This is a genomic window from Roseixanthobacter pseudopolyaromaticivorans (assembly GCF_043195145.2).
In the GTDB taxonomy this organism is placed as follows: Bacteria; Pseudomonadota; Alphaproteobacteria; order Rhizobiales; family Xanthobacteraceae; genus NCEH01.
On record NZ_CM195539.1, the window covers coordinates 731,265 to 753,332 of the forward strand.

Sequence of the window (22,068 nt, forward strand, 5' to 3'; positions counted from 1 at the left end):
AGGGCACTCCAAGCGGAGCAAGATTGCCTGCGCCCATGCTTTCCCGCCAAATTCCCCGCGAAATCCTCATCCCCCTGATCGTCGCCTGTGCGCTGTTCATGGAGCAGGTGGATTCGACCGTCATCTCCACTTCGCTGCCGGCCATCGCCACGTCGCTGGGTGAGGATCCGGTGGCGCTGAAGCTGGCGTTGACGTCCTATCTGCTGAGCCTTGCGGTATTCATCCCCGCCAGCGGCTGGGCGGCCGACCGCTATGGCGCGCGCACTGTATTCCGCGCCGCCATCGTAATCTTCACCATCGGCTCGATCCTCTGCGGCATGTCCACCAGCCTGTCGGATTTCGTGCTCTACCGCATCATCCAAGGCATGGGCGGGGCGATGATGGTGCCGGTGGGCCGGCTCGTGATCTTGCGCAGCATCCCCAAGGCGCAACTGGTCTCGGCGCTCGCGTGGTTGACCGTGCCGGCGCTGCTGGGGCCGGTGCTGGGACCGCCGCTCGGCGGCTTCATCACCACCTATTTCGATTGGCGGCTGATCTTCTACATCAATGTTCCCATTGGCGTATTGGGCGTCGTCCTGGCCACCCGCTTCATCGAGAACGTCCGCGAGGAAGACGTGCCGCCGCTTGATCTGCGGGGGCTCGTGCTTTCGGGCATCGGCCTTTCGGGGCTGGTGTTCGGCTTCGCGGTCTTCGGGCAGGAACTGGTGCCGCTCTGGGTTGCCGGGGGCGTGACGGCTATCGGATTGATTTCTCTGATCTTTTATGTCCGCCACGCGCGGGTCACGCCGCACGCGGTGCTCGATCTCACGCTCCTGCGCCTGCCCACTTTCCGCTCCGGCGTGATCGGCGCGTCGGTGTTTCGAATCGGCATCGGCGCCCTGCCGTTCCTGCTGCCGCTGATGCTGCAGCTCACGTTTGGCCTCTCCCCGTTCGCCTCCGGCCTGATGACGTTCGCCGCCTCGGCCGGTGCTTTGATCATGAAGACCACCGCGGCACCGATCATCCGCCGTTTCGGATTTCGCCGGGTTCTCGTAGTGAACAGCCTACTTTCGGCGGCTTTCATCGCCTCTAACGCGCTTTTCACCCCGAATACGCCGACATTCGTCATCATGGCGGTTTTGCTCATCGGCGGCTTCTTCCGCTCGCTGGAATTCACCGCGCTGAACGCGATCGCCTATGCCGATGTCGAGCCCTCGTCCATGAGCCGGGCGACCTCCTTCGCCAGCGTCGGGCAGCAGGTGTCGATCTCGCTCGGGGTCGCGACCGCGGGCATCATTCTCGAGGTGATGCGCGACCTTCGGGGCGAGACCAACCTGGTATTGGCGGATTTCACGCCCGCCTTCCTCATTGTGGCGCTCATCAGCGCCAGTTCGGTCATCAGCTTCCTGCGCTTGCCGAAGGATGCGGGCGCGGAGATGGCGGGGCGCAAGGTCTCGCCGGTCGAGAAGGACAGCCTACCCGACCCCCGGGGCGAGGTGCAGCCGAACCCCTGACCGGCGCGCCTGCGTTTGGTCGATCATGGACATGATGAATGTCCACGCCTTGCCTTCTGCCCATTGCGCGCTGCCCTCTCCCGGGTTTAGGCGGGAGCTGAACCGGCGGTGCACCCGCCGCAAGGGAGGCTCAAGAACACCATGTCACAGTCCGTCATGATCATGTCCGGCGTGCGCACGGCCATCGGCACCTTCGGGGGTGCGCTCGCTTCCGTCCCACCCACTAAGCTTGGCAGCCTGGTGGTGGCCGAAGCGCTGAAGCGCGCGCATGTGGACGGCGCGGACGTGGGCACGGTGGTGTTCGGCCACGTGATCGTCACCGAACCGCGGGACGCCTATCTCAGCCGGGTCGCGGCGATCGAGGGCGGCATCCCGAAGGAGGTGCCGGCCATGAACGTGAACCGGCTGTGCGGCAGCGGCGCCCAGGCGGTGGTCTCCGCCGCGCAGGCCATTCTTCTGGGGGATTGCGATGTGGCGGTGGCCGGCGGCGCGGAATGCATGAGCCGCTCGCCGCACCTGCTGTCCACCTCGCGTTTCGGCCAGCGCATGGGCGACATGGCGGCGTCCGATCTGATGATCGGCGTGCTCACCGACCCGTTCGGCCATGGCGGCATGGGCATCACGGGCGAGAATGTCGCCGAGAAATGGAACATCACCCGCGAGGCGCAGGACGAACTCGCCCTCACCAGCCAGCAGCGTGCCCGCGCGGCCATCGATGACGGCCGCTTCCGCGACCAGATCCTGCCGGTGACGGTCACCGTGGGCCGCAAGGAAATGGTGTTCGACACCGACGAGCATCCCAAGGCGACCACCGCCGAGATCCTTGCCGGCCTGCGCGCGGCTTTCAAGAAGGGTGGCACGGTCACGGCCGGCAATTCCTCCGGCATCAATGACGGCGCCGCCGGCCTCGTGCTGATGGCGGAGGATCGCGCGGCCCGATCCGGGAAGACGCCGCTCGCGCGCATCGTCGGCTATGCCCATGCGGGCGTGGAGCCCGGCGAGATGGGCATCGGCCCGGTGCCGGCGGTGCGCAAATTGTGCGAACGCACGGGCCTGAAGGTTTCGAATTTTGACGTGATCGAATCCAACGAGGCGTTCGCCGCCCAGGCCTGCGCCGTGGCGCGGGAGCTGGATTTCGATGCGGCCAAGCTTAATCCCAATGGCGGTGCCATCGCGCTCGGCCATCCGGTTGGGGCCACCGGCGCGATCCTGGTGGTGAAGGCGCTGAACGAACTTCAGCGCACCGGCGGCCGCTATGGCCTCATCACCATGTGCATCGGCGGCGGGCAGGGCATCGCCTTGGCCATCGAGCGGGTGTGAGCGGGGGGACGCGCCCGGCGCGGCGCGTCCTATCACGCCCGCGCGTCGCGTCTTTCATTCCGGGCGGAGGCGCAGCAGGGACGCGTGCTCCGCGCACGCGGGGCACAGGAACGGAACAAAGCGCGGTTTGCGGACCGACCGTGATTCGCTCCCGGTTCGTTCCGGGCGCGTTCGGGTGCGGGAGGAAGGGCGTGTCCCGCGATGGCACGGCCGTCCTTTCACGTTCCACGGTGGCTTCCCCCTCCCAACCCTCCCCCGCATGCGGGAGAAGGCGTTGGGATCGCGGCTCGGTCCCGCGTCCCGGTGTGCCTTCCGCGCCTGCGGCGATGCGCTTGGCCGGGACGCGAGGCTTGCGAGCGGGCGTGGCCTCAGGAGGCCCGACCGGCGCGGTTCGGCTGAAGATCGAACAGGGCGGGTTGCGGATGCCCGTCGCGGGCGCACAAGCGTGCCACCGCCGTTTGCACCCGAGTGGTTCCGGCGCGCTCCATGAGGGCGCAGGGGCCGAGCGTGAAGCGCAGGGCGAGCTGCGCACCTTTATCCATGTCGGCGGGCGTGGAAGCGCCGGCGTTCAGCAGCTCCAGGGCCGGCACGAAGAGTGCGCCGAGAAGCCGCTGCTCGATCTCGTCGGCGACTTCGGACGAGGGAGCCGCCATGTCTGAAACCTCCCAGGCGGCACCGCTCTCGCCCTGCCGCACCAGGGCAGCGCAGGCGCGATAGAAGGGGCCGAGGGGCGAGAGATTCTCCATGGCGTGGGCCGCCACCGTCGCCCCGATGAGGTTCATCACCTTGAACGGACCGGCAGCGATGCCGAGCCGCTCTCGGGCGACGAAATCCACCTCCGACGCGGTTGCCCGCAGGTCCTGAACGATATGCGCTGCCTCATTGTAATAGGGGCAGAAGAAGCGGTTCACCACGAAGCCGGGGGTATCCGAACAGCGCAGCGGCACGCGGCGCGTCTGCTCCAGGAAGGCGAGAGCCCGCGCCACGGTTTCCGCCGAGGTCCGTTCCGCCCGCACCACCTCAACCAGCGGGCTGACTTCCGCCGGGCTGAAATAATGCAGGCCGAGAAAGCGCGCGGGATCGGGCAGCACGTCCGCGATGTCGCCCACCTTCAAAGCGCTGGTATTGGTGGCGACGATGCTGCCGCGTGCGATGTGCGGGGCCAAGTCCGCGAACAGCGCGCGCTTCACCGCCAGATCCTCGAACACCGCTTCGATGATGATATCGCGCGTGCCGGCCTCGCCGAGGTCGCGCGCCCCGATGATGCGGGCGAGCGCTGATTGTGCATCGTCCGTCGTCATGCGGTTGGAGGAGACCCAGCGCTCATAGGTCTTGGCGGCTCGAGCCTTCAGTTTTTCCACCGCGTCGGCGCGCGCGTCATACACCACCACCTCGATGCCGTGGCGCGCGGCGTCAAGGGCGATGCCGCCGCCCATCAGGCCGGCGCCGAGCACGCCGAGATTCGGCTTAGTCATGTGGTCTGATCCTTGATGAGGGCATCGACCTCTTGCCGCTCCGCGGGCCGCAAGGCGCCGGGACGGGTGCGATAGGTCGCGATCAGGCTGTGCCGCAGCAGGGCGGCATGAAGGTGCGGATCGGCATCGCGCGCGCCGGCGCGGATTGCGGCGCACAGCGCGGCCGGGGAGGGCGCCTGCGCGGCGTCAAGACAGGCCGCTTCCGCCTCGCGGGCGACGGCTTCTGTCGCCATCTCGCGCCCCGCGATAGCGCAGGCATTGGCCACCATGGCCGCCTGATAGCGCTGGTCGCCGGAGAGCTGGGGCGCGATTTCCTCCTGCAGCGTCTTGCGGGCGATGGCAAGCAGGTCCGCGCCGAAGGTCTGGACGGGCGGGGTGTGGCCGGTCATGGGCGCATCTCCCAGGCGGCAGGCGCGGTGGCACGCAGGATAGCCAGTTCCAATTCGTCGGCGATCCGGCCGGTGAGGGCGAGTTCCAGCGAGCTTTCCTGCCCGCTCGCATGCCGGGCGCCCTGCTGAAGCGCGATGATGGCCCAGCGGATATGCGCCATCACCTCGAAATAGCGCACGCGGGCATCGTCCACGCTCTCGCCGCTTTCGGCCGAGTAACCGGCATAGAGATCCGCGCGGTCCCCCATGCCGCCAGCTTCCAGGTCGGGCCGGCCGAAGCGCCAGCATTCGGCACAGAACCAGCCGAGATCCGACATGGGATCGCCCCAGCCGGCGAATTCCCAATCCAGGATGGCCGTCACGCCGGTCGCGTCGAGCATGTAATTGCCAGTGCGAAAATCGCGGTGGATCAGGCGGATATCGCTCGGCGGCGGGGTGGTCACCTCGCCCCAGCGCAGGCCCCAGTCCAGCGCCGGTCGCGGCTCGCCTAGCGCATCGAGCGCGGCGCGCAGATCGGCGATGTCTGCGCGGGCGAAATCCTCCGGCGGCGGGGGCAGGAAGGCAAGGGCGGGGTGGGGCGGACGCACGCGGTGCAGCTTCGCCATCTCGGCGCCGAGCCGGTGCAGCAGCGACCGCCGGTCGCCGCCGAGCGTGGTATCCTTCACGACGCGCGGGCCGAGCGCGACGCCCTCCACGCGTTCCATCAGCGCGAACGGCGTGCCCAGCAGGGAGGCATCGGCGCATGAGAGGATGGGGCGCGGCACGGTGACGCCCGCGGCATAAGCGGCCTTGATGATCTCGAATTCCGCCACCCGGCCGTGGCTGGAACCCACCACGCTGGGGGCATCCTTGCGCAGGACATAGGAGCGTTCGCCCGCTTCCGGGCCACCCGCGATGGTGAGGTCGAGCCGCCAGTTCTGCTGGATCGCGCCGCCCTTCAGCAGGCGCGCCGCGTGGGGCACCACGGCGGTGGCCCCGAGTTCGCGGGCGAGAAAGGCGGCGAGGGTATCGAGGGGGAGGCCGGCTTCGGGAGGCCCCTCACTTGCCATGGGGCACGCCCCAGCGCCAGAAATCCTGGCCTTCCCGCGCATAATTTGCGGCCAGCACCATGTCGTGCACCTCGCTCGCCCCATCCACCAGCTTCGCCTGGCGGGCATAGCGATAGATCCATTCCAGCGGAGTGTCCTTGGAATAGCCCCTGGCGCCGCAGAGCTGCAGCGCGGTGTCGGCGCACAGGTGCAGGGTTTCGGCCACATGGTTCTTCGCCATGGAGATTTCCTTGCGCGCCTTGTCACCGGCATCCAGCAGCCAGGCTGCCTTCATCACCAGCAAGCGGCCCACCTCGATCGCCGAGGCGGCGCGGCCAAGCTTGATCTGCACGCTCTCGCGGTCCGCGAGGCGGATGCCGAAGCCGGTGCGCTCGCTGGCATAGGCATGGCCGATCTCCAGCGCCCGCTTGGAGAGGCCGAGCCAGCGCATGCAATGGGTGAGGCGCGCAGGCCCGAGGCGGATCTGGGTGACGCGCAGCCCGTCGCCTTCCTTCATCAGGACATTCTCGGCCGGAATCTCGAGCCCGTCGAAGATCAGTTCGCAATGCCCGCCGTGTTCCTCAGGCCCCATGATCTCGATGCGCCGCGCGATGTGCCAGCCGGGGGACTTGGCATCGAACAGGAGCGCGGTGAGGCCGGTGCGCGGATCGTCGGATGTGCGCGCCATCACGATGAAGCGCTGCGCCGCCTCGGCCCCGGTGATGAACCATTTGCGGCCGGTGACCATGTAGCGATCCCCGCGCTTTTCCGCGCGGGTCAGCATCATGCCGGGGTCGGAACCGCCGCCGGGATGGGGCTCGGTCATGGCGAAGGCGGAGCGCATCTCGCCGGCGATCACGGGCTTCAGCCACCAATCCTGCTGCGCCGGGGTGGCGACCCTGGACATGAGCATCATGTTGCCGTCGTCGGGTGCGGCAGCATTGAAGCAGGCGGGGCCGAAGATGGAGCGGTTCGCCTCCTCATACATGGCGGCCTGCCCCACCATGCCGATGCCCATGCCGCCGAGCGCCTGCGGCACCTGTGGCGCCCAGAGCCCTTCGGCCCGCGCCTTGGCGCGCACTCGCTCAAGCACCGGCTCGGCGATGTTGTCATGGGCATCGTAATTCGCCCGGTCTGCCTCAAGGGGCAGGATGTGGTCGGCCACGAAGGCGCGCGTGCGGGCGCGGACGGCCTCGATATGCGGGGGGAGGGTGAAGTCCATCGGAGCCCTGAGGGAATTAGAGGGAGGAAACGAGATGCCCGCCGTCCACCGGCAGGACCACGCCCGTCAGCGTCGGCGCGGCATCGCCCGCCAGCAGCAGCAGGGGCGCGTCAAGATCGGTGAGGCGGGAAAGCCGGCGTTGGGGGATGCGCTTGATCAACGCCTGGCCGGCGGGGGAGGCGAAGAAATCCGCGTTCAGCTCAGTTTCCAGATAGCCGGGCGCGAGCGCGTTGACGCGGATGCCGTAGCGCGCCCATTCGAGCGCCAGCGCCTGGGTCATTTGCGCGAGCCCCGCCTTGGCGATGGCGTAGGGCGCGACATTCCCCGCCACCCGCAGCGCCAGGATGGAGGCGATGTTGACGATGCTGCCCCCGCCGCTCTCCTTCATGGCGCGGGCCGCGCCCTGGGCGACGAAGAAGGCCCCGCGCAAGTTCGTGTCCACCACCTTGTCGAACGTGTCCGGGGTCAGGTCCAGCGCCGGCGTGGTGTCGGCGACCCCGGCATTGTTGATCAGCACGTCCAGCCGGCCGAGCGTGCGCTGCACCTCACCGAAGAAGGGCGCGATGGCGTCGTCGTCGGTCACGTCGAGGGCGAGCGGGGTGATGCTCCATCCCTTGGCCTTCGCCTCTTCCGCCAGCGCCGCGAGCCGGTCCGTGCGCCGGGCGGCGGCGATCACACGCGCCCCTGCGCCCGCCAGCAGCCGCGCGAAATGCTCGCCGAGGCCCGAAGAGGCGCCGGTGACGACGACGCCCTTGCCGGCGACGTGGTGCGCCAGATCCATACTCTCAACTCCGCTTCATTCGGCCGGACTCAGCGCTGCATGCCCCAGCGGCGCACAGTGTAGCGCTCGATGGTCTGGAAGATGACCCCCTCGATGAACAGGCCCACGATCATCACCGTCATCAATCCGGCGAACACCCCGGCGGTCTCCAGCAGATTGCGGTTCTCGAAGATGAACCAGCCGAGGCCGCCCTGGCCGGCCGAGACGCCGAACACCAGCTCGGCCGCGATCAGCGTGCGCCAAGCGAACGCCCAGCCGATCTTCAGGCCCGACAGGATGGAGGGAAATGCCGCGGGGATGAGGATCTGCACCACGAAGCGCAAGCCGCGCAGGCCGAAGGTCTGCCCCGCCATGCGCTGGGTTTCCGACACCGCCAGGAATCCCGCATGGGCATTCAGGGCCACCGCCCACAGCACCGAATGCACGATCACGAAGATCAGGCTCGGCACGCCAAGGCCGAACCACAAGAGCGCCAGCGGCAGCAAAGCGATGGCCGGCATGGGATTGAACATGGCGGTCAGCGTGGAGAGCAGATCGGTGCCGAGGCGGGTGGAGACCGCGAGCGTGGTGAAGATGGCCGCGAGCGCGATGCCCAGCGCGTAGCCCATCACCAGGATGCGCATGGATACGCCGAGCCGCTGGGGGATGCGTCCGTTGATCGTATTGTCCCACAGGGATTGCAGGGTCTCGCTGAAGCTCGGGAAGATCAGCGGATTATCGAGCCAGCGGCCATAAAGCTCCCATACGATGGCAAGCGCCACGAGGATAAGCGCGCGCCGCACGATGGCGTGGGCGAACATGCGCTGGAAGAACGGCAGGGGCGCTTCCACCGCGCCGGTCGTCACCGGCGGCAGGGTGGTGCGGACATATTCGGGCCGGATTACCGGCTCCAGCTTCATCGCGGTCTGCGACATGGATTTCCTCCTCGGGATGGGTTCGGCGGCCATTGGCTCAGTGAGCCGGCTGGGCCTCATCGAACAGCATGGTGTGGATGCGCCCGCAGAGGGTCTGGAACTCGGCGCCGCCCTGGTGGCTGGCGTCGAAATGATGCGAGTTCAGCTCCGCCTTCACCTGCCCGGGATGCGGCGAGAGCACGAGGATGCGGTTGCCGATCAGCACCGCCTCCTCGATGGAATGGGTCACGAACACCACGGTGAAGCGCACGTCGTCCCACAGATCCAGCAATTCCTGCTGCATCTTGCGGCGGGTCAGCGCGTCGAGGGCCGCATAGGGCTCGTCCATCAGCAGCATGTCGGGCCGCATGCCCATGGCGCGGGCGATGGCCACGCGCTGCTTCATGCCGCCCGAGAGCATGTGGGGGTAGGCGTCCGCGAACTTGGTGAGGTTCACCTTCTCCAGCACGTCCAGGGCGCGGATGTCAGCTTCGCCCGCCGACATGCCGTTGGCGCGCAGCGGGAACGCCACGTTCTGCCGCACGGTCTTCCACGGCATGAGCTGGTCAAATTCCTGGAACACCATCATGCGGTCCGGACCGGGGCGCGTGATCTCCTGACCCTTCAGGCGGATCGCGCCCTGGGTGGGGCGCAGGAAGCCGGCGATGGCCTTGAGCAAGGTGGATTTCCCACAGCCCGAGGGCCCGAGCAGGACGAAGCGGTCGCCGGGGAAGATCTCGAAGCTCACCTGGGACGTTGCCGTCACCAGATGGTCGCGCGTCTTGTACTGCAGCGTCACGCCGTCCACTTCGAGCAGCGGCTTGATCTTGGCGTCGGGATACTGCGGCGTGGGCATGTGTTTCATGTGACTCCTCTGAGGGTCGATCTTTTTATTGCTTTTCAATGTCTTGGGCAGGCTTGGCCGGCCAGCGCGGATCAGGCCTTGGCTTTGGCGGCGATGAAGCGTTCCACCGCCTTCTTATGATCGTCGGTGGAGGTGATCACCGCATAATGGGAAGAAATCAGATCGAGATTGGTGCGCAGATCGTTGCGCATGCCCTGGTAGACCGCACGCTTGATCATGCGCAGGGTCAGCTGCGGGGCGCGGGCGATGCGGCGGGCAATCGTCTCCACCTCGTTCACCAGCGCCGCATCGTCGAACACCTTGTTGACGATGCCGATGCGCTCGGCTTCCTCGGCGTCGATGAAATCGCCGGTGAAGAACAATTCCAGCGCCTTCGCGGTGCCCACGAGGCGGGGCAGGAAATGCGCGCCGCCGGCGCCGGGCACGAGGCCGACCTTCACATAGGTTTCCGCGAAGCGCGCGCTTTTCGCGGCATAGCGCAGGTCGCACATGAGCGCGAGGTCCATGCCCGCGCCGGTGGCCACCCCGTTCACGGCCGCGATTACCGGCTTGTCCAGATCCTCCAGCGTCAGGGGAATGCGCTGGATCTTCTCGAACAATTCGTCCTTGCGCTGCGCCGGCCCCTGCTGGAGCCGGTCGCCCATCTCCACGATGTCGCCGCCGGAGCAAAACGCGCTGCCGGCTCCGGTCACCAGCACCACCTTCACGGCGGGATCGGTGCGGCAGTGCTGGAGCGCGTCGGTCCAGGCGGCGATCATGTCGAAGGTGAAGGCGTTCATCCGCTCGGGGCGGTCGAGAAGAATGGTGCCGACGCCGTCGCTGACGGTGAATTTGAGATGGTCGCTCACGAGATCCGCTCCAATTCCTGGTCCGTCTCAGCCCGCGTCAGTGCTTGGATTTCCTCGGCCGAGAGCCCGACCTCGGCGAGGATTTCCGCGCCGTGCTCGCCGAGGCGCGGGGCATGGTGGCGGATGCGGAACGGCGCCGCGCTGAACGAGACCGGTTGGCGCATGGAGCGATAGGCGCCCTCGCTCGGATGCTCCTCGATGGTGAAGAAGCCCACCTCCTGGAGATAGGAATCCTCCAGCAAATCATCGAGCCCGTTCACAGGCATACAGGGGATCGAAACCCGGTCGCAGAAGGCTTCCCATTCCGCGGTGGTGAAGCGCACCGCTTCCTGTTCCACGGCGGCATAGAGCACGTCGATATTCTGCACCCGCTCGCCCAGCGTGGCGAAGCGCGGGTCGTCCTTGAACTCGGTGCGGCCGGTAAAATCGAAGAAGTCGCGCCAGTTGCGGTCCGAATAGGGCAGGATGCAGGCGTGACCGTCCTTGGTGGCGTAGGGCTTGCGGCGCGGGGAGATCACCCGGTTGAAGCCGGGCGGGCCGAGCGGCGGTTCGAACGCCGCGCCCACCATGTGCTCCACCAGATTGAACTCCACCATGGTCTCGAACATGGGCACCTCGATCGCCTGCCCCCCGCCGCCATTGGCGCGCTGGAGCAGGGCCGCCATGATGGACGAGGCGATGGCCTGGCCGGCGATCTTGTCGCACAGCACGGTGGGCAGATAGCCCGGCGTCCCGTGCATCGCCGCCTGAAGCGCCGAAAGGCCGGAGCCGGCCTGGATCAGGTCGTCATAGGCGGCCTTGTCGGCATAGCGGCCCTTGGCGCTGAAGCCGTAGGCGCCGCAATAGACGATGTCAGGGTTAAGCGCCTTCACCGCTTCATATTCATAGCCGAGGCGCGCGATGGCCTTGGGCCGCATGGAATGGACGAACACGTCCGCCCCCGCGATCAGCCGGCCGAGCGCGGCGCGCGCCTCGGGCCGCTTCAAATCGAGCACGAGCGAGCGCTTATTGCGGTTGAGGTGCAGGAAGTTGCCCGCCATGCCGGGCGTGCGTGAGGGCTTGTAGCTGCGGAAGGTGTCGCCTTCCGGGGATTCCACCTTCACCACGTCCGCACCGAGATCGGCGAGGATATGGGTGGCGAAGGGCCCCATGATGACGTTGGTCAGATCGATGATGCGCACGCCGGCGAGCGGGCCGCTTTTCTCAAATGAAGACACGGGTCTTGCTCTCCTCAATCCTGCGCGCTGCAGGGGCGCAGGGCCACCAGCGTGGGCCACAGCGCGTCCCCCCCCTTGCCGCACACCGCGCGGCCGATACGTTCCTGCCAATGGGCCTCGCGGCCGAATTCATCGCGCCAGGCCCACAGCCGGCGCGTGAAGAAATGCAGCGGGTGCTCGTGGGTGAAGCCCATGGCGCCGTGCACCTGGTGGCAGATTTCCGCCACCTTGCCGGCGGCTTCCCCGCACCGCGCCTTTGCCACCGCCACCGCGAACGGAAAATGCGCCCCGCCCCAGGCCGAGGCCGCCAATTGTGCCGCCGCGCCCGCCGCCGCGCATTGGCCGGCAGCCTCCGCAAGCATGTGCTGCACCGCCTGGAACCGCCCGATGGGCTTGCCGAACTGCTTGCGCTCGTTGGCATAAGTGAGCGCGAGGTCAAGGCAGCGCTCCATCGCGCCCACCATCTGCTGGGCGCGGATGAAGGCTCCGAACACCATCAGCCCGTCCGCATCCGCAAGGTTCGCGGGCAAGGGGCGGATGCTGCCGGGGCTCACCGGCACATTTTCGAGCGTGAGGCTGTCGCGCGGCTCGTTCGCCACGTTCCGCCGGGTGCGGACCGGCGGGTTGGCCTGGGGCAGCAGCACGAGACGGGCGGCGCCGTCGCCGTCATGGGCGGCGAGCAGGATGAAGCTTGCCTGCGCGCCCCAGGGGACGGAGGACAGCGACCCGCTCAGCACGGCGCCTTTTTCCGTGGAAGAAAGCGCAAGGCCGGCGCCGGTGGTGAGCGTGACGATGCCGTCCACCGCCGCGCCTCCCGCGAGCGTCCAGAGCGCTTGGGCCATCAGCGTTTCGGCGAGCGGCGCCGGCAAGGCGTGATAGGCCGAACGGCGGATGATCTGGCCGGCGGTGACGGCGGAAAGGCCCGCGCCGCCGGCCTCTTCCGACACCAGAGCGAGAGGGAGACCGGCTTCGCTCACCGCCTCCCAAGCGGCGAGCGGAAAGGCGCCTTCGTCGGCCGCCTTCAGGCAGGCGGGTGTGACGTGGTGGGTGAGCAGACGGTCCGTCTGCTCCAGCAGGATGGCGGCGAAATCGTCCTCTTCGGACGCGGCGGGGGCGGTGTTGATATCGAGCATGGGGTGTCTCAGCGCAGTCCGAGGCCGCGCGCGGTGACGCTGCGCAGGATTTCCCGCGTGCCGCCGCGCAGCGTGAAGGAGGGGGCCCGCAGCATCACGTCCGCCAGCGTCTCGGCGAACGGATCGTCCTGCGCATCGAGGCTGGATTCCACCGGCATCAGGCGGCGGGCCACTTCGGGAATGTCGCGCTCGAAGGCGGTGCCGACATCCTTCACCAGGGCCGCTTCCACATTTGGCATTTCGTTGCGCCCGAGCAGAGCGGCGACTGACGCCGACATGTTCATGAGCGCGGCCATATGGGCGACGAGGCGCCCGGTCTCCACCGCCTGCTGGCGGTCGGGCTCTTGGCCGATGCGGTCCACCAGTTCCACGAGCAAGCGGTAGTCGGACATGAAGCGGTCCGGCCCGGAACGCTCGAAGGCGAGCTCCTGGGTGACCATGTCCCAGCCCTGGCCCTCTTCGCCCACCATCAGCGCGTCGGGCACCACATGGTCGGTGAAGAACACCTCGTTGAATTCGTGATGGCCGGAAAGATCGTAGATCGGCCGCACCTCGATGCCGGGCGCCGCCATATCGATGATGAACTGGGTGAGGCCGCCGTGACGATCGGGCCCGGCATCGCCGGTGCGCACCAGGGCGAGGAGATAATGGGCGCGGTGGGCGTTGGTGGTCCAGATCTTCGAGCCGTTGAGCACGAAGCCGCCCTCGGTGCGGGTGGCGCGGGTGCGCACCGCGGCAAGGTCGGAGCCGGAATCCGGCTCGCTCATGCCGATGCCGAAATAGCATTCGCCGGCGCAGATGCGCGGCACGATGAGAGTTTTCGCGTATTCGCTGCCATGGCGCAGGATCTGCGGGGCGGATTGCCGATCCGCGATCCAATGGGCGCCACAGGGGGCGCCGGCGGCCAGCATCTCTTCGGTGATGACGAAGCGCACCAGGCTGGAGCGCTCCTGCCCGCCATAGGCTTTTGGCAAGGTCACGCCGACAAATCCGGCTGCGGCCGCGCGCTTGGAGAAGGCGGGGTCGAACGTGCTCCAGGAACAACGATGCGGAACGAACAGGCCGGCCTCCCGCTCTGCTTGCAGAAAGGCGCCAACATCCTGCCGGACCTGCTCGGCTTCCGCCGGAAGATGGTCAAAGCCGAATCGAAAACTTTGCATATCCGCGGCGCTCCCTCATCACTCTACTTATCCCCGTGGCTTTGCGGGGCGCGGTGTTGTTGAGGGGAGAAAAGCATTCGAGCGGGGCCTGCGGCAAGCGCATTACACATATATGGAAAAATCATCAGATATGTGATCAGTTGAGCCGCGAACCGAACGGGAGCGGCCATGCGGAAGCCTGCAAAAACCAACATCTTCGTAGAAGACGAGGGGGTTCGCCCGGTCACGGCGGTCGGCGACATGGCCGACAGTCCGGTCGTGAAATCCGCCGAACGCGTGCTCCGCATCCTGGAATATTTCGACGAGATCCAGCGTGACGCGCGCGTCACTGAAATCGCCGCGCATCTGCAGTTTCCCCAATCGTCCACCTCGGCCCTGCTCAAGAGCTTGGCGCAGCTTGGCTATCTCGATTACGACCGGGTGCGGCGCACCTTCCTGCCCACCGCCCGCGTGGCGCTTCTGGGCACGTGGCTGAATGAGGGGCCGGTGCACAACGGCCGATTGCTGCGCCTGATGGAGGAAGTCTCGCGGGAAAGCCGCGACACCATCATCCTCGCCGTGCGCAACGGCATCTATTCGCAATACATTCACGTGGTGCAGGCGACGACGCCGATCCGCTACCACGTGCCCCAGGGCTCGCGCCGTCTGCTGGCGTGGTCCGGCACTGGCTTTGCGCTATTGATGCGGTCTCCGGATGAAGAGGTGCGCGCCCTCGTCGCCCGCACCAATGCGGAGGCGCCGAGCGACCGGCCGCGCATCGATTATCGCGCTGCATTGGACCATGTGCACGAAGCGCGGCGCGCCGGCTATTTCTTCTCCCGTGCGCTGGTGTCGCCCGGCGCGGGCGCTCTCGCCATGCCGCTGCCCGACGGCATTGAGCGCCGCAATCGTCCCATGGTGATCGCGGTTTCCGGTGTCCTGGAAGACATCGAGCGGCGCGAGCATGAAATCATCGCACTCTTGCGTGACACCATCGAGCGCTACCTTGTCTCGGACTGAGGCCTGTGGGGCAAATTGGGGCGGTCCTTTGCCGCCAGCCTCCGGAATGCATCAAAAGGGCGCCCGCAGGCGCCCTTTTTTCTTCCCGTGCTTTGATCAGTTTCCGATGCGTTCGCCGATGAATGGGAAGAAGACATCCTGCCATTTCTCCGGCATCTTCTTCATCATCCCCTGGTCCACCATGTATTTCGCATAGGTCATCACGCCCTGCGGCTCGGTCTGGTAGATGATCGAGCCGTCGGTGATGATCTTCTCCGCTTCCGCCTGGGCAAGCTGGACAGTCTCGGACTTCAGGTAGATGTCCGCGGCCTTCTTCGGATCGGCGCGGATCAGCTTGCAGGCCTCGTCCAGCCCCGCGAGCAGCGCCTGCGCCACCTTGGGATTGGCATCGACGAAGGATTGCATGCCCGCCAGCGTGGCGGCTGTGGCTTCCTTGCCGCCGAACAGATCAGCGGAAACCAGAATCTTGCGGATTTTCGGGTCGCGCTCGAGGATCTGGGAGAAGGGCGGAGTCGCGAAATAGCCGCCGATCGCTTGGCCCGCGAGCAGGGCCGCCGTCGCGTCGGGATGAGGCAGGCTCGCCATGAGCGCGTCGGCCTTGCCCTTGTCCCCGAGGTCGCGCTCGGCAGCCACGCGCAGCAGGATCGCCTGCGGGGAATTGAACGCGGGCACCGCGATCTTCGCATCCGGGGTAAAGTCCTTGAAAGACTTGATTTCCGGCCGATTGGTGAACAGCGTGTAGGTGACCACGGAGAGGCCGCCGAGGCTCTTCACCTGCTGGCGCCCGCGCGTCTTGTCCCATGCGATCAGCGCACCGGCGATGCCGAACGCGCCGAAATCGATGCTGCTGGAGAACAGCGCATCATTCATGGCCGCGGAACCGGAGAAGCGGTTCAGCGTCACCTCGAGGCCGGGCAATCCCAGCGCCTTGGCCTGCTTATCGAACAGCTGTTCGTGCGCCGCCACCACGATGGGGAGATAGACCAAGCCATATTGAAGGCCGATGCGCACCGTGGAGGTTTCCGCGCGCGGGGCGCTGGAAAAGGCAATGCAGAAGGCCGCGACGAGACAGGCAATGGCCCTTTTTGGGGCGTTCATGATCATTTCTCTCCCTTGATTTTTCGGGTGCGCGGCCGTGGCAGATATCGTCCGCTTCTTCCGGCGGTCCCATTCGGGTCGCCGGGCGCAAACACCGGCCGGATCAAATCATCCGGCCCGCCGGTCGCGCAACGCGCATCGCGTCCTTGGAAGTGAATATCACGGATGTGCTGAACCGTTGCGGCGCGGCATGCGCGGGCGTGGCCCGCACCGCCGAGGCGCGGTGCGGTCTTACGTTTGCGCCGGGCCTTGCGTCGGGGCATTCTGGAAACGCGCCAACTGCGCTTCCAGCTCGGCGATCCGCTGGTCGCGCGCCTCCAGCGCGGCCGCGACATCGGCGGCCTCGAAGCGCTGGGGAATGTGCTGCGGGCAGTTCATGTCCCAGGCCTTGAGCGTGAAAATCAGCGCCTGCTCCGGCACGCCCTTGTAGCCCTCGACGCGCAGGGCCCCCAGCAGGGCGGGATCGTCCTCCACCGCCCGCGCCGTGCCCCACATCTTGATGCGCCGACGGTTCGCATAATCGATCATAAAGATGTAAGCGGCCGGGTTCTCGCTGAGGTTTCCGAGCGTGATGTATTGCCGGTTGCCCTTGAAATCGGCGAACGCGATGGTGTGCGCGTCCAGCACGCGCAGGAAGCCGGCGGGACCACCCCTGTGCTGGATATAGGGCTGGCCGTCGGCGCTGGCAGTGGCCAGGAACACGCTGGTCTGCGCCGTAACAAAGGCCGCGAGGTCCGGCGTGATCACGTCGCGCCAGCCGCCGCTTTCTTCCATCCGGCGATAGCCGGTGCGCGATCCCTTTCGAGTCTGGATCGCCTTCACGGCCGGGGAGAAGGCGACGTCGCTTGGAACGGGTGAAGGTGAGGTCATAGATGCCTCCTGCAGGTTGCCGACGATCCCCCTACGGTGGGTTCCGGCGAGGGACCGGTACAGCTCAGGCCGCCTTGCGGGCGGTGACGACCGGGAAGTCGATCTCGGTCTTCGCGACTTCGTTGATGTAATTGGTCCAGGTGTTGAGCGCGACGTGAAGCACGATCTCGATCACCTGGCCGTCGTCATAGCCGGCGGCCTTCACCGCCGCGACTTCGCTGGCGTCCACGTGACCGCGCTGGCGCGCCACGCTGGCGGCGAAGCGCACCGCCGCATCGGCTTTGGGATCGTTGGAGGTGCCGTTGCGGTTGGCGGCAATCTCGGCCGCATCCAGCTTGGCGCGCGCTTGGCCGAGATAGGTGTGAGCCGAGAGGCAATAATCGCAGCCGTTGATCTCGGCGATGGCGAGGGCGATGCGCTCGCGCGTCGCCGCAGGCAGCCGTCCCTTGCCGAGGGCGGCATTGAGTCCGAGATAGCCTTCCAGCGCGGCCGGGCTGTTGGCCACGAGCCGGAACAGGTTCGGCACGCTGCCGAGCTGGGCCTTTACGGCGTTCAGCAACGGCTGGGCGGCGGCGGGGGCATCCTCGATGGTCGCAGGAGTGGGAATGCGGGGGGCGGACGCGTGAGACATGGGATCATCCTCGTGTGGGGCGCCGATGGCCGGCGTCCATGAGGGAAAGATGATCTCACTCGATCAGAACGATAATCCCATAGCTTTGCAATTGATTGTTCCGCCAAGTGGAATGATGCGTCCGCCGCTGGGGTAAGCGTCACTGGGCGTGCGTTGAGACCTGTATCGTCCAAGCCATCCGCTGCCCTACGTGGATAATGACCGAGGATTGCGCGACCCGCGTCGTCGCTTCAGCGCGCGAGCTTTTCCAGGGTCTCCGCCGCGAGCCGACGGGTGAGTTCGCCCGCCGGCAGGTGCCGGGCGAGACGCGCGGCCTGGCCGGACCACAGATTGGTGAAGGCGTCGGAACCCTCCGCTTCTGCCCCGACGCGCAGCGGCGCGAGCGCGCCTCCGGCGAGCGGGAAGCTCGGGGCATCGGGGTTGAGCGGGCCGATCTCCCGCATGATCCGGTTCATGACGCCGCGCGCGGGCCGGCCGGTGAACAGGTTGGTGAGGGCGGTGCTCTGGTCGTCGGCCGCATCGAGGGCGGCCCGATGGACCGGCAGCACGTTCGCCTCGGGGCTGAAGAGATAGGCGGTGCCGATCTGCACCGCCGCCGCGCCGAGCGCCAGGGCCGCGCCGATGCCGCGCGCGTCGGCAATGCCACCAGCCGCGATAACCGGGACCGAAACCGCATCCACCACCTGCGGCACCAAAGCGAAGGTTCCAGATTGGTGATTCAGATCGTCGCTGAGAAAGTGCCCGCGATGGCCGCCGGCCTCCAGGCCCATGGCGATAATGGCATCACACCCGTGCTGTTCCAGCCAGACCGCTTCGGCGACGCAGGTGGCGGAGGAGATGACCTTTGCGCCGGTGGCCTTCACGCGCGCCAGCAGATGGGCCTCGGGCAGGCCGAAATGGAAACTCACCACCTTCGGGCGCTCGGCCTCGACGATGGTGCAGAAAGCGTCATCGAAGGGCGCGCGCCCGCCGGCCGGGATCGGCCCTTCGGGGTCGAGCCCCCGTTCCAGATAATAAGGCGCAAGGCGCGCCCGCCAGCGCAGGGCGCGCTCGGGGTCTGGCTGCGGCGGCGTGTGGCAGAAGAAGTTCAGGTTGAGCGGACGCCCCGCAAGGCCGGGACGCACCGCTGCGAGATTGGCGCGCAATTGGTCCGGCGTGAGGAGTGCGCACGGCAGTGCCGCAAGTCCGCCTGCGGTCCCCACGGCGACGGCCAATTCGGGCGAGCCTGGGCCGGCCATGGGCGCCAGCAGGATCGGAAGCTCTATGCCGAAGAGATCGAGGATGCGTCTGTCGGGCCATTGGGACATGGCAATTGGCCTCTTGAAGCAAGGGGCGGCGCACTGGCGCCGGAACCGCGATGAGATCAACGAGGGTCGGGACGGCATTGACCCTTCGTTCCTCAAATGAGAATATAATTCATAAATCATTCTCAAAATCAGATCAAGCGGATCGTCGGCCTTGGATTTTTCAACCCTTGAGATCTTTGTGGCGGTGGCCGAGGCGCGCAGCGTGACGCGGGCCGCTGAGCGGCTCGGGCGCGTGCCCTCCAACGTGACGACCCGCCTGCGCCAGCTGGAGGATGATCTCGGCACCGCTCTGTTCCTGCGCGCGGGCAAGCGCATGGATCTCACTGCCGAGGGCGGGACCTATCTCGATTTTGCGCGGCGCATTCTCTCGCTCGGCGCCGAGGCGCGCGCCGCGCTGACCCCCGACCTTCCCACGGGTCGGCTCAGGATCGGCACCATGGAGAGCACGGCGGCGAGCCGCCTGCCGGCCCCGCTCGCCGACTTCCATCGCACCTGGCCGGAGGTGGACCTGGAATTGAAGACGGGCACCAGCCGGGCCCTGGTGGCCGATGTGCTCGAGCATCGTCTTGATTGTGCCCTGGTGGCTCGGATGCCCGGGGAGGAGGGGCACGACCCGACGCTGATCGCGGAATTGGATTGCATCCCGGTGTTCGAGGAAGAGCTGATGCTGGTGCTCCCGGCTCGCCATCCCCCGGTGCGCACGGCGGATGATGTTGCCGTAAACCGGCTCGCAGCGCTGGAGGCGGGATGCACCTATCGTCGGATCGTCGAGACTTGGCTCGCCCGTTCCGGGTTGGGCGAGCGTGAATTGCGGCCGCTGGAGCTGCGCTCCTACCACGCCATCCTCGCCTGCATCGCGGCAGGCGGATGTCTTGGCGTGGTGCCGCGCTCCGTACTTGAGCTTCAACCTCAGATGGCGAGCGTCAGCTGCCAGCCCCTGGCTTCGGTTCCCACCCTCCTGATCCGCCGACGCGGCTTTCGGTCAGCCGCGTGCGACGCCTTTCTTACGACGCTCAGGGCCAATTCCACAAATTCACGAGCGTAATGTATATAAAATCAATTGACATAATGTAGATCATCACGCCACCCTGTCTGGAAGCATCACGGAGGTCCCATGGGCACCGCTTTCCAGAGTGGCGACGCTCTCAATTTCTTCTGGTTCATCCCGACGCACGGGGATGGAGCCTATCTCGGGTCGGAGACGCGTCAGCGCCCGCCGGAATTTGCCTATTTTCGAGAGGTCGCGCAGGCGGTGGACCGCCTCGGTTTCAAAGGCGTGCTGCTGCCCACGGGGCAGAGCTGCGAGGACAGCTGGATCACCGCCGCCGGTCTCGCCACCGCCACCGAACGTTTGAAATTCCTGGTGGCGCTGCGCCCCGGCGTCACCTCTCCCGCCTTCGCCGCACGCCAGACCGCCGCGCTCGATCGGCTGAGCGACGGGCGGCTGCTGCTGAATGTGGTGGTCGGCGGCATCCCGCCGAACTGGCGGCCGACGGCGTCTTCCTCTCCCACGATGAGCGCTACCGGCAGGCGGACGAGTTTCTCACCATCTGGCGCGAGCTGATGTCGGGGCGGGCGGTGGATTTCTCCGGCAAATATTATCGTGTCGAGCATGGCCGGCTCGATTTTCCGTTGGTGCAGCAGCCCCACCCGCCGCTCTATTTCGGCGGCTCCTCCGACGCCGGCCACGCGGTCGCGGGGGATCATGTGGACGTCTATCTCAGCTGGGGCGAGCCGGTTCACCTGCTCGCCGAGAAGATCGCCGACGTGAAGGCGCGCGCGGCCAAGCGCGGGCGCAAATTGAAATTCGGCATGCGCCTGCACTTCATCGTGCGGGAGAGCGAGGACGAGGCCTGGGCGGCGGCCGACAAGCTGATCTCGCGCATTTCGGACGAGCAGATCGCCGCCGCGCAGAAGCGTTTTGCGAGCGAGATGGATTCGGTCGGGCAGGCCCGCATGGCGGCGCTGCACGGCGGCCGCCGCGACCGGCTGGAGATCGCGCCGAACCTCTGGGCCGGCATCGGCCTCGTTCGGCGCGGTGCCGGTACCGCTCTCGTGGGTGATCCGAAAAGCGTTGCAGCGCGCCTGCGCGAATACCAGGCGATCGGCATCGAGACCTTCATCGGCTCGGGCTATCCGCACCTGGAGGAAGCCTATCGGGTGGCGGAGCTGCTGTTCCCCGAGCTCGGCATCGACGGCCGCCGCCGCAAGGTTTCCGGCGACATCGTCAACGAATTTGCCGTCGGGTCCCATATCGCGGAGCGGCGGATTTCCGCCGTTTCCTGAGCCGGGCCGGCGTCGACACACATCAGGAGAATGACATGACCAAACCGAGCGCCTTCGCGCGTCTTGCCGCCGCCGGCTTGCTGATGGGCGCGGCCGTCGCCGCGCTGCCGGCCCGCGCCGAAGGGACGCTGCGCATCGCCCAGCAGTTCGGTACCCTCTACACGCCGTTTCACGTGTTGCGCGAAAAGGGCCTGATCGAGAAGCACGGCAAGGCGCTGGGCATCGACATCACGGTGGATTGGACCCGCCTCTCGGGCGGCTCGGCGGTGAATGACGCGCTGCTGGCGGGCAATATCGATGTCGCCTCCGCCGGCATTGGCCCCTTCCTCACCCTGTGGGATCGCACCCGGGGAACGCCGCAGGAGGTGAAGATCATCGGCGCGTTCGGCGCGCAGCCCAATTACCTGCTCACCAGCAATCCCAACGTGAAGACCATCAAGGACCTCACGGCCAAGGACAAGATCGCGATGCCGGTGGCCGGCGTCTCGGTTCAGGCGCGCATTCTCCAGATGGCGGCGGAGCAGGCCTTCGGCCCCGGCAATGCCAAGAAGCTGGACGATCTGATGGTGACGCTGCCCCATCCCGACGCCACTGCGGCGCTGATCGCCGGGGGGACGGAAATCACCGGATATCTCTCCAACGCCCCGTTCCAGAACCAAGCGCTGAAGGATCCGAAGATCCACAAGGTATTTTCCTCCTACGACGTGCTGGGCGGGCCGGCGACGCCGACGGTCGCTTACAGCACGGTCAAGTTCCGCACCGAAAATCCGAAGACCTACAAGGCCTTCTTCGACGCGTTCGAGGAGGCGACCCGCTGGGTGGAGGCCAACAAGGCCGAGGCGGCCCAGATCTATGTGAAGCAGGAACAATCCAAGCTGGATCCGGCCTTCGTCGCGGAGGTGCTCTCCGATCCCGAGGTGCAATACACCCTGGTGCCCCTGGGAACCGGCAAGTTCGCGGATTTCCTCAATCGCATCGGCGCCATCAAGGCCAAGCCGACGAGCTGGAAGGACTTCACCTTCGAAGAGCTGCACACGGCGTCCGGGAGCTGAG

General features: G+C 66.8%; 20 protein-coding genes and 1 pseudogene. 6 read left to right on the forward strand and 15 right to left on the reverse strand.

Annotated elements, in window-relative coordinates:
- Window positions 1-35: 35 nt before the first annotated feature.
- Window positions 36-1,493 carry an MFS transporter gene (locus tag V5F68_RS03410; protein ID WP_394014457.1) on the forward strand — a complete coding sequence of 486 codons (1,458 nt, stop codon included), beginning with the start codon at window positions 36-38 and terminating at the stop codon, window positions 1,491-1,493.
- Between the two features lie 141 nt (window positions 1,494-1,634).
- Complete coding sequence (bktB, locus tag V5F68_RS03415) at window positions 1,635-2,813, forward strand: beta-ketothiolase BktB (protein ID WP_394014456.1); 1,179 nt, start codon at window positions 1,635-1,637, stop codon at window positions 2,811-2,813.
- Window positions 2,814-3,181: 368 nt separating this feature from the next.
- Here the strand turns inward: bktB and V5F68_RS03420 are convergent, their stop codons facing one another.
- The 11 genes from V5F68_RS03420 to V5F68_RS03470 all read right to left on the reverse strand — a co-directional run bounded on the left by V5F68_RS03420 (window position 3,182) and on the right by V5F68_RS03470 (window position 13,824).
- Window positions 3,182-4,288 carry a 3-hydroxyacyl-CoA dehydrogenase gene (locus tag V5F68_RS03420; RefSeq protein WP_394014455.1) on the reverse strand — a complete coding sequence of 369 codons (1,107 nt, stop codon included), beginning with the start codon at window positions 4,286-4,288 and terminating at the stop codon, window positions 3,182-3,184.
- Complete coding sequence (locus V5F68_RS03425) at window positions 4,285-4,677, reverse strand: DUF6285 domain-containing protein (RefSeq protein WP_394014454.1); 393 nt, start codon at window positions 4,675-4,677, stop codon at window positions 4,285-4,287. The genes V5F68_RS03420 and V5F68_RS03425 overlap by 4 nt, the downstream gene beginning before the upstream one ends.
- Complete coding sequence (locus V5F68_RS03430; protein WP_394014453.1) at window positions 4,674-5,726, reverse strand: phosphotransferase family protein; 1,053 nt, start codon at window positions 5,724-5,726, stop codon at window positions 4,674-4,676. Before V5F68_RS03430 ends, V5F68_RS03425 begins: the two co-directional genes overlap by 4 nt.
- A complete protein-coding gene (locus tag V5F68_RS03435; protein WP_394014452.1) occupies window positions 5,716-6,927 on the reverse strand; it encodes an acyl-CoA dehydrogenase family protein in 1,212 nt (403 codons plus the stop codon). Before V5F68_RS03435 ends, V5F68_RS03430 begins: the two co-directional genes overlap by 11 nt.
- Window positions 6,928-6,943: 16 nt before the next feature.
- A complete protein-coding gene (locus tag V5F68_RS03440; RefSeq protein WP_394014451.1) occupies window positions 6,944-7,708 on the reverse strand; it encodes an SDR family NAD(P)-dependent oxidoreductase in 765 nt (254 codons plus the stop codon).
- A 29-nt stretch (window positions 7,709-7,737) separates the two neighbouring features.
- Window positions 7,738-8,622, reverse strand: a complete 885-nt coding sequence (locus V5F68_RS03445; protein ID WP_394014450.1) for an ABC transporter permease — start codon at window positions 8,620-8,622, stop codon at window positions 7,738-7,740.
- A gap of 37 nt (window positions 8,623-8,659) precedes the next feature.
- On the reverse strand, window positions 8,660-9,466 hold the full coding sequence (locus V5F68_RS03450) for an ABC transporter ATP-binding protein (RefSeq protein ID WP_394014449.1): 807 nt from the start codon (window positions 9,464-9,466) through the stop codon (window positions 8,660-8,662).
- Window positions 9,467-9,537: 71 nt separating this feature from the next.
- The gene (locus V5F68_RS03455; RefSeq protein WP_394014448.1) at window positions 9,538-10,314 is read right to left on the reverse strand and encodes an enoyl-CoA hydratase/isomerase family protein; all 777 of its coding nucleotides are present in this window, start codon (window positions 10,312-10,314) and stop codon (window positions 9,538-9,540) included.
- Window positions 10,311-11,531, reverse strand: coding sequence for a CaiB/BaiF CoA transferase family protein (locus V5F68_RS03460; protein ID WP_394014447.1), 1,221 nt, complete (start codon window positions 11,529-11,531; stop codon window positions 10,311-10,313). Before V5F68_RS03460 ends, V5F68_RS03455 begins: the two co-directional genes overlap by 4 nt.
- A gap of 14 nt (window positions 11,532-11,545) precedes the next feature.
- The gene (locus V5F68_RS03465; RefSeq protein WP_394014446.1) at window positions 11,546-12,664 is read right to left on the reverse strand and encodes an acyl-CoA dehydrogenase family protein; all 1,119 of its coding nucleotides are present in this window, start codon (window positions 12,662-12,664) and stop codon (window positions 11,546-11,548) included.
- Window positions 12,665-12,672: 8 nt separating this feature from the next.
- Complete coding sequence (locus V5F68_RS03470; protein WP_394014445.1) at window positions 12,673-13,824, reverse strand: acyl-CoA dehydrogenase family protein; 1,152 nt, start codon at window positions 13,822-13,824, stop codon at window positions 12,673-12,675.
- A 168-nt stretch (window positions 13,825-13,992) separates the two neighbouring features.
- Between V5F68_RS03470 and V5F68_RS03475 the strand changes: the two genes are divergently transcribed.
- The gene (locus tag V5F68_RS03475; protein WP_394014444.1) at window positions 13,993-14,823 is read left to right on the forward strand and encodes an IclR family transcriptional regulator; all 831 of its coding nucleotides are present in this window, start codon (window positions 13,993-13,995) and stop codon (window positions 14,821-14,823) included.
- Between the two features lie 96 nt (window positions 14,824-14,919).
- Here V5F68_RS03475 and V5F68_RS03480 read toward each other — a convergent pair whose 3' ends face one another.
- The 4 genes from V5F68_RS03480 to V5F68_RS03495 form a co-directional block, all read right to left on the reverse strand.
- On the reverse strand, window positions 14,920-15,921 hold the full coding sequence (locus tag V5F68_RS03480) for an ABC transporter substrate-binding protein (RefSeq protein ID WP_394014443.1): 1,002 nt from the start codon (window positions 15,919-15,921) through the stop codon (window positions 14,920-14,922).
- A 231-nt stretch (window positions 15,922-16,152) separates the two neighbouring features.
- A complete protein-coding gene (locus tag V5F68_RS03485; RefSeq protein WP_394014442.1) occupies window positions 16,153-16,791 on the reverse strand; it encodes a pyridoxamine 5'-phosphate oxidase family protein in 639 nt (212 codons plus the stop codon).
- 64 nt (window positions 16,792-16,855) lie between these two features.
- The gene (locus V5F68_RS03490) at window positions 16,856-17,422 is read right to left on the reverse strand and encodes a carboxymuconolactone decarboxylase family protein (protein ID WP_394014441.1); all 567 of its coding nucleotides are present in this window, start codon (window positions 17,420-17,422) and stop codon (window positions 16,856-16,858) included.
- Window positions 17,423-17,652: 230 nt separating this feature from the next.
- Window positions 17,653-18,729, reverse strand: a complete 1,077-nt coding sequence (locus tag V5F68_RS03495; protein ID WP_394014440.1) for an NAD(P)H-dependent flavin oxidoreductase — start codon at window positions 18,727-18,729, stop codon at window positions 17,653-17,655.
- Between the two features lie 151 nt (window positions 18,730-18,880).
- Between V5F68_RS03495 and V5F68_RS03500 the strand changes: the two genes are divergently transcribed.
- From V5F68_RS03500 to V5F68_RS03510, 3 genes and pseudogenes are all read left to right on the forward strand, one after another.
- Window positions 18,881-19,774, forward strand: coding sequence for a LysR family transcriptional regulator (locus V5F68_RS03500; protein ID WP_394014439.1), 894 nt, complete (start codon window positions 18,881-18,883; stop codon window positions 19,772-19,774).
- Between the two features lie 69 nt (window positions 19,775-19,843).
- Window positions 19,844-21,015: pseudogene (gene ssuD / locus V5F68_RS03505) on the forward strand (FMNH2-dependent alkanesulfonate monooxygenase).
- A gap of 35 nt (window positions 21,016-21,050) precedes the next feature.
- Window positions 21,051-22,067 (forward strand): ABC transporter substrate-binding protein, encoded by a 1,017-nt coding sequence (locus tag V5F68_RS03510; RefSeq protein WP_394014438.1) that lies wholly within the window; start codon window positions 21,051-21,053, stop codon window positions 22,065-22,067.
- Window position 22,068 lies beyond the last annotated feature (1 nt).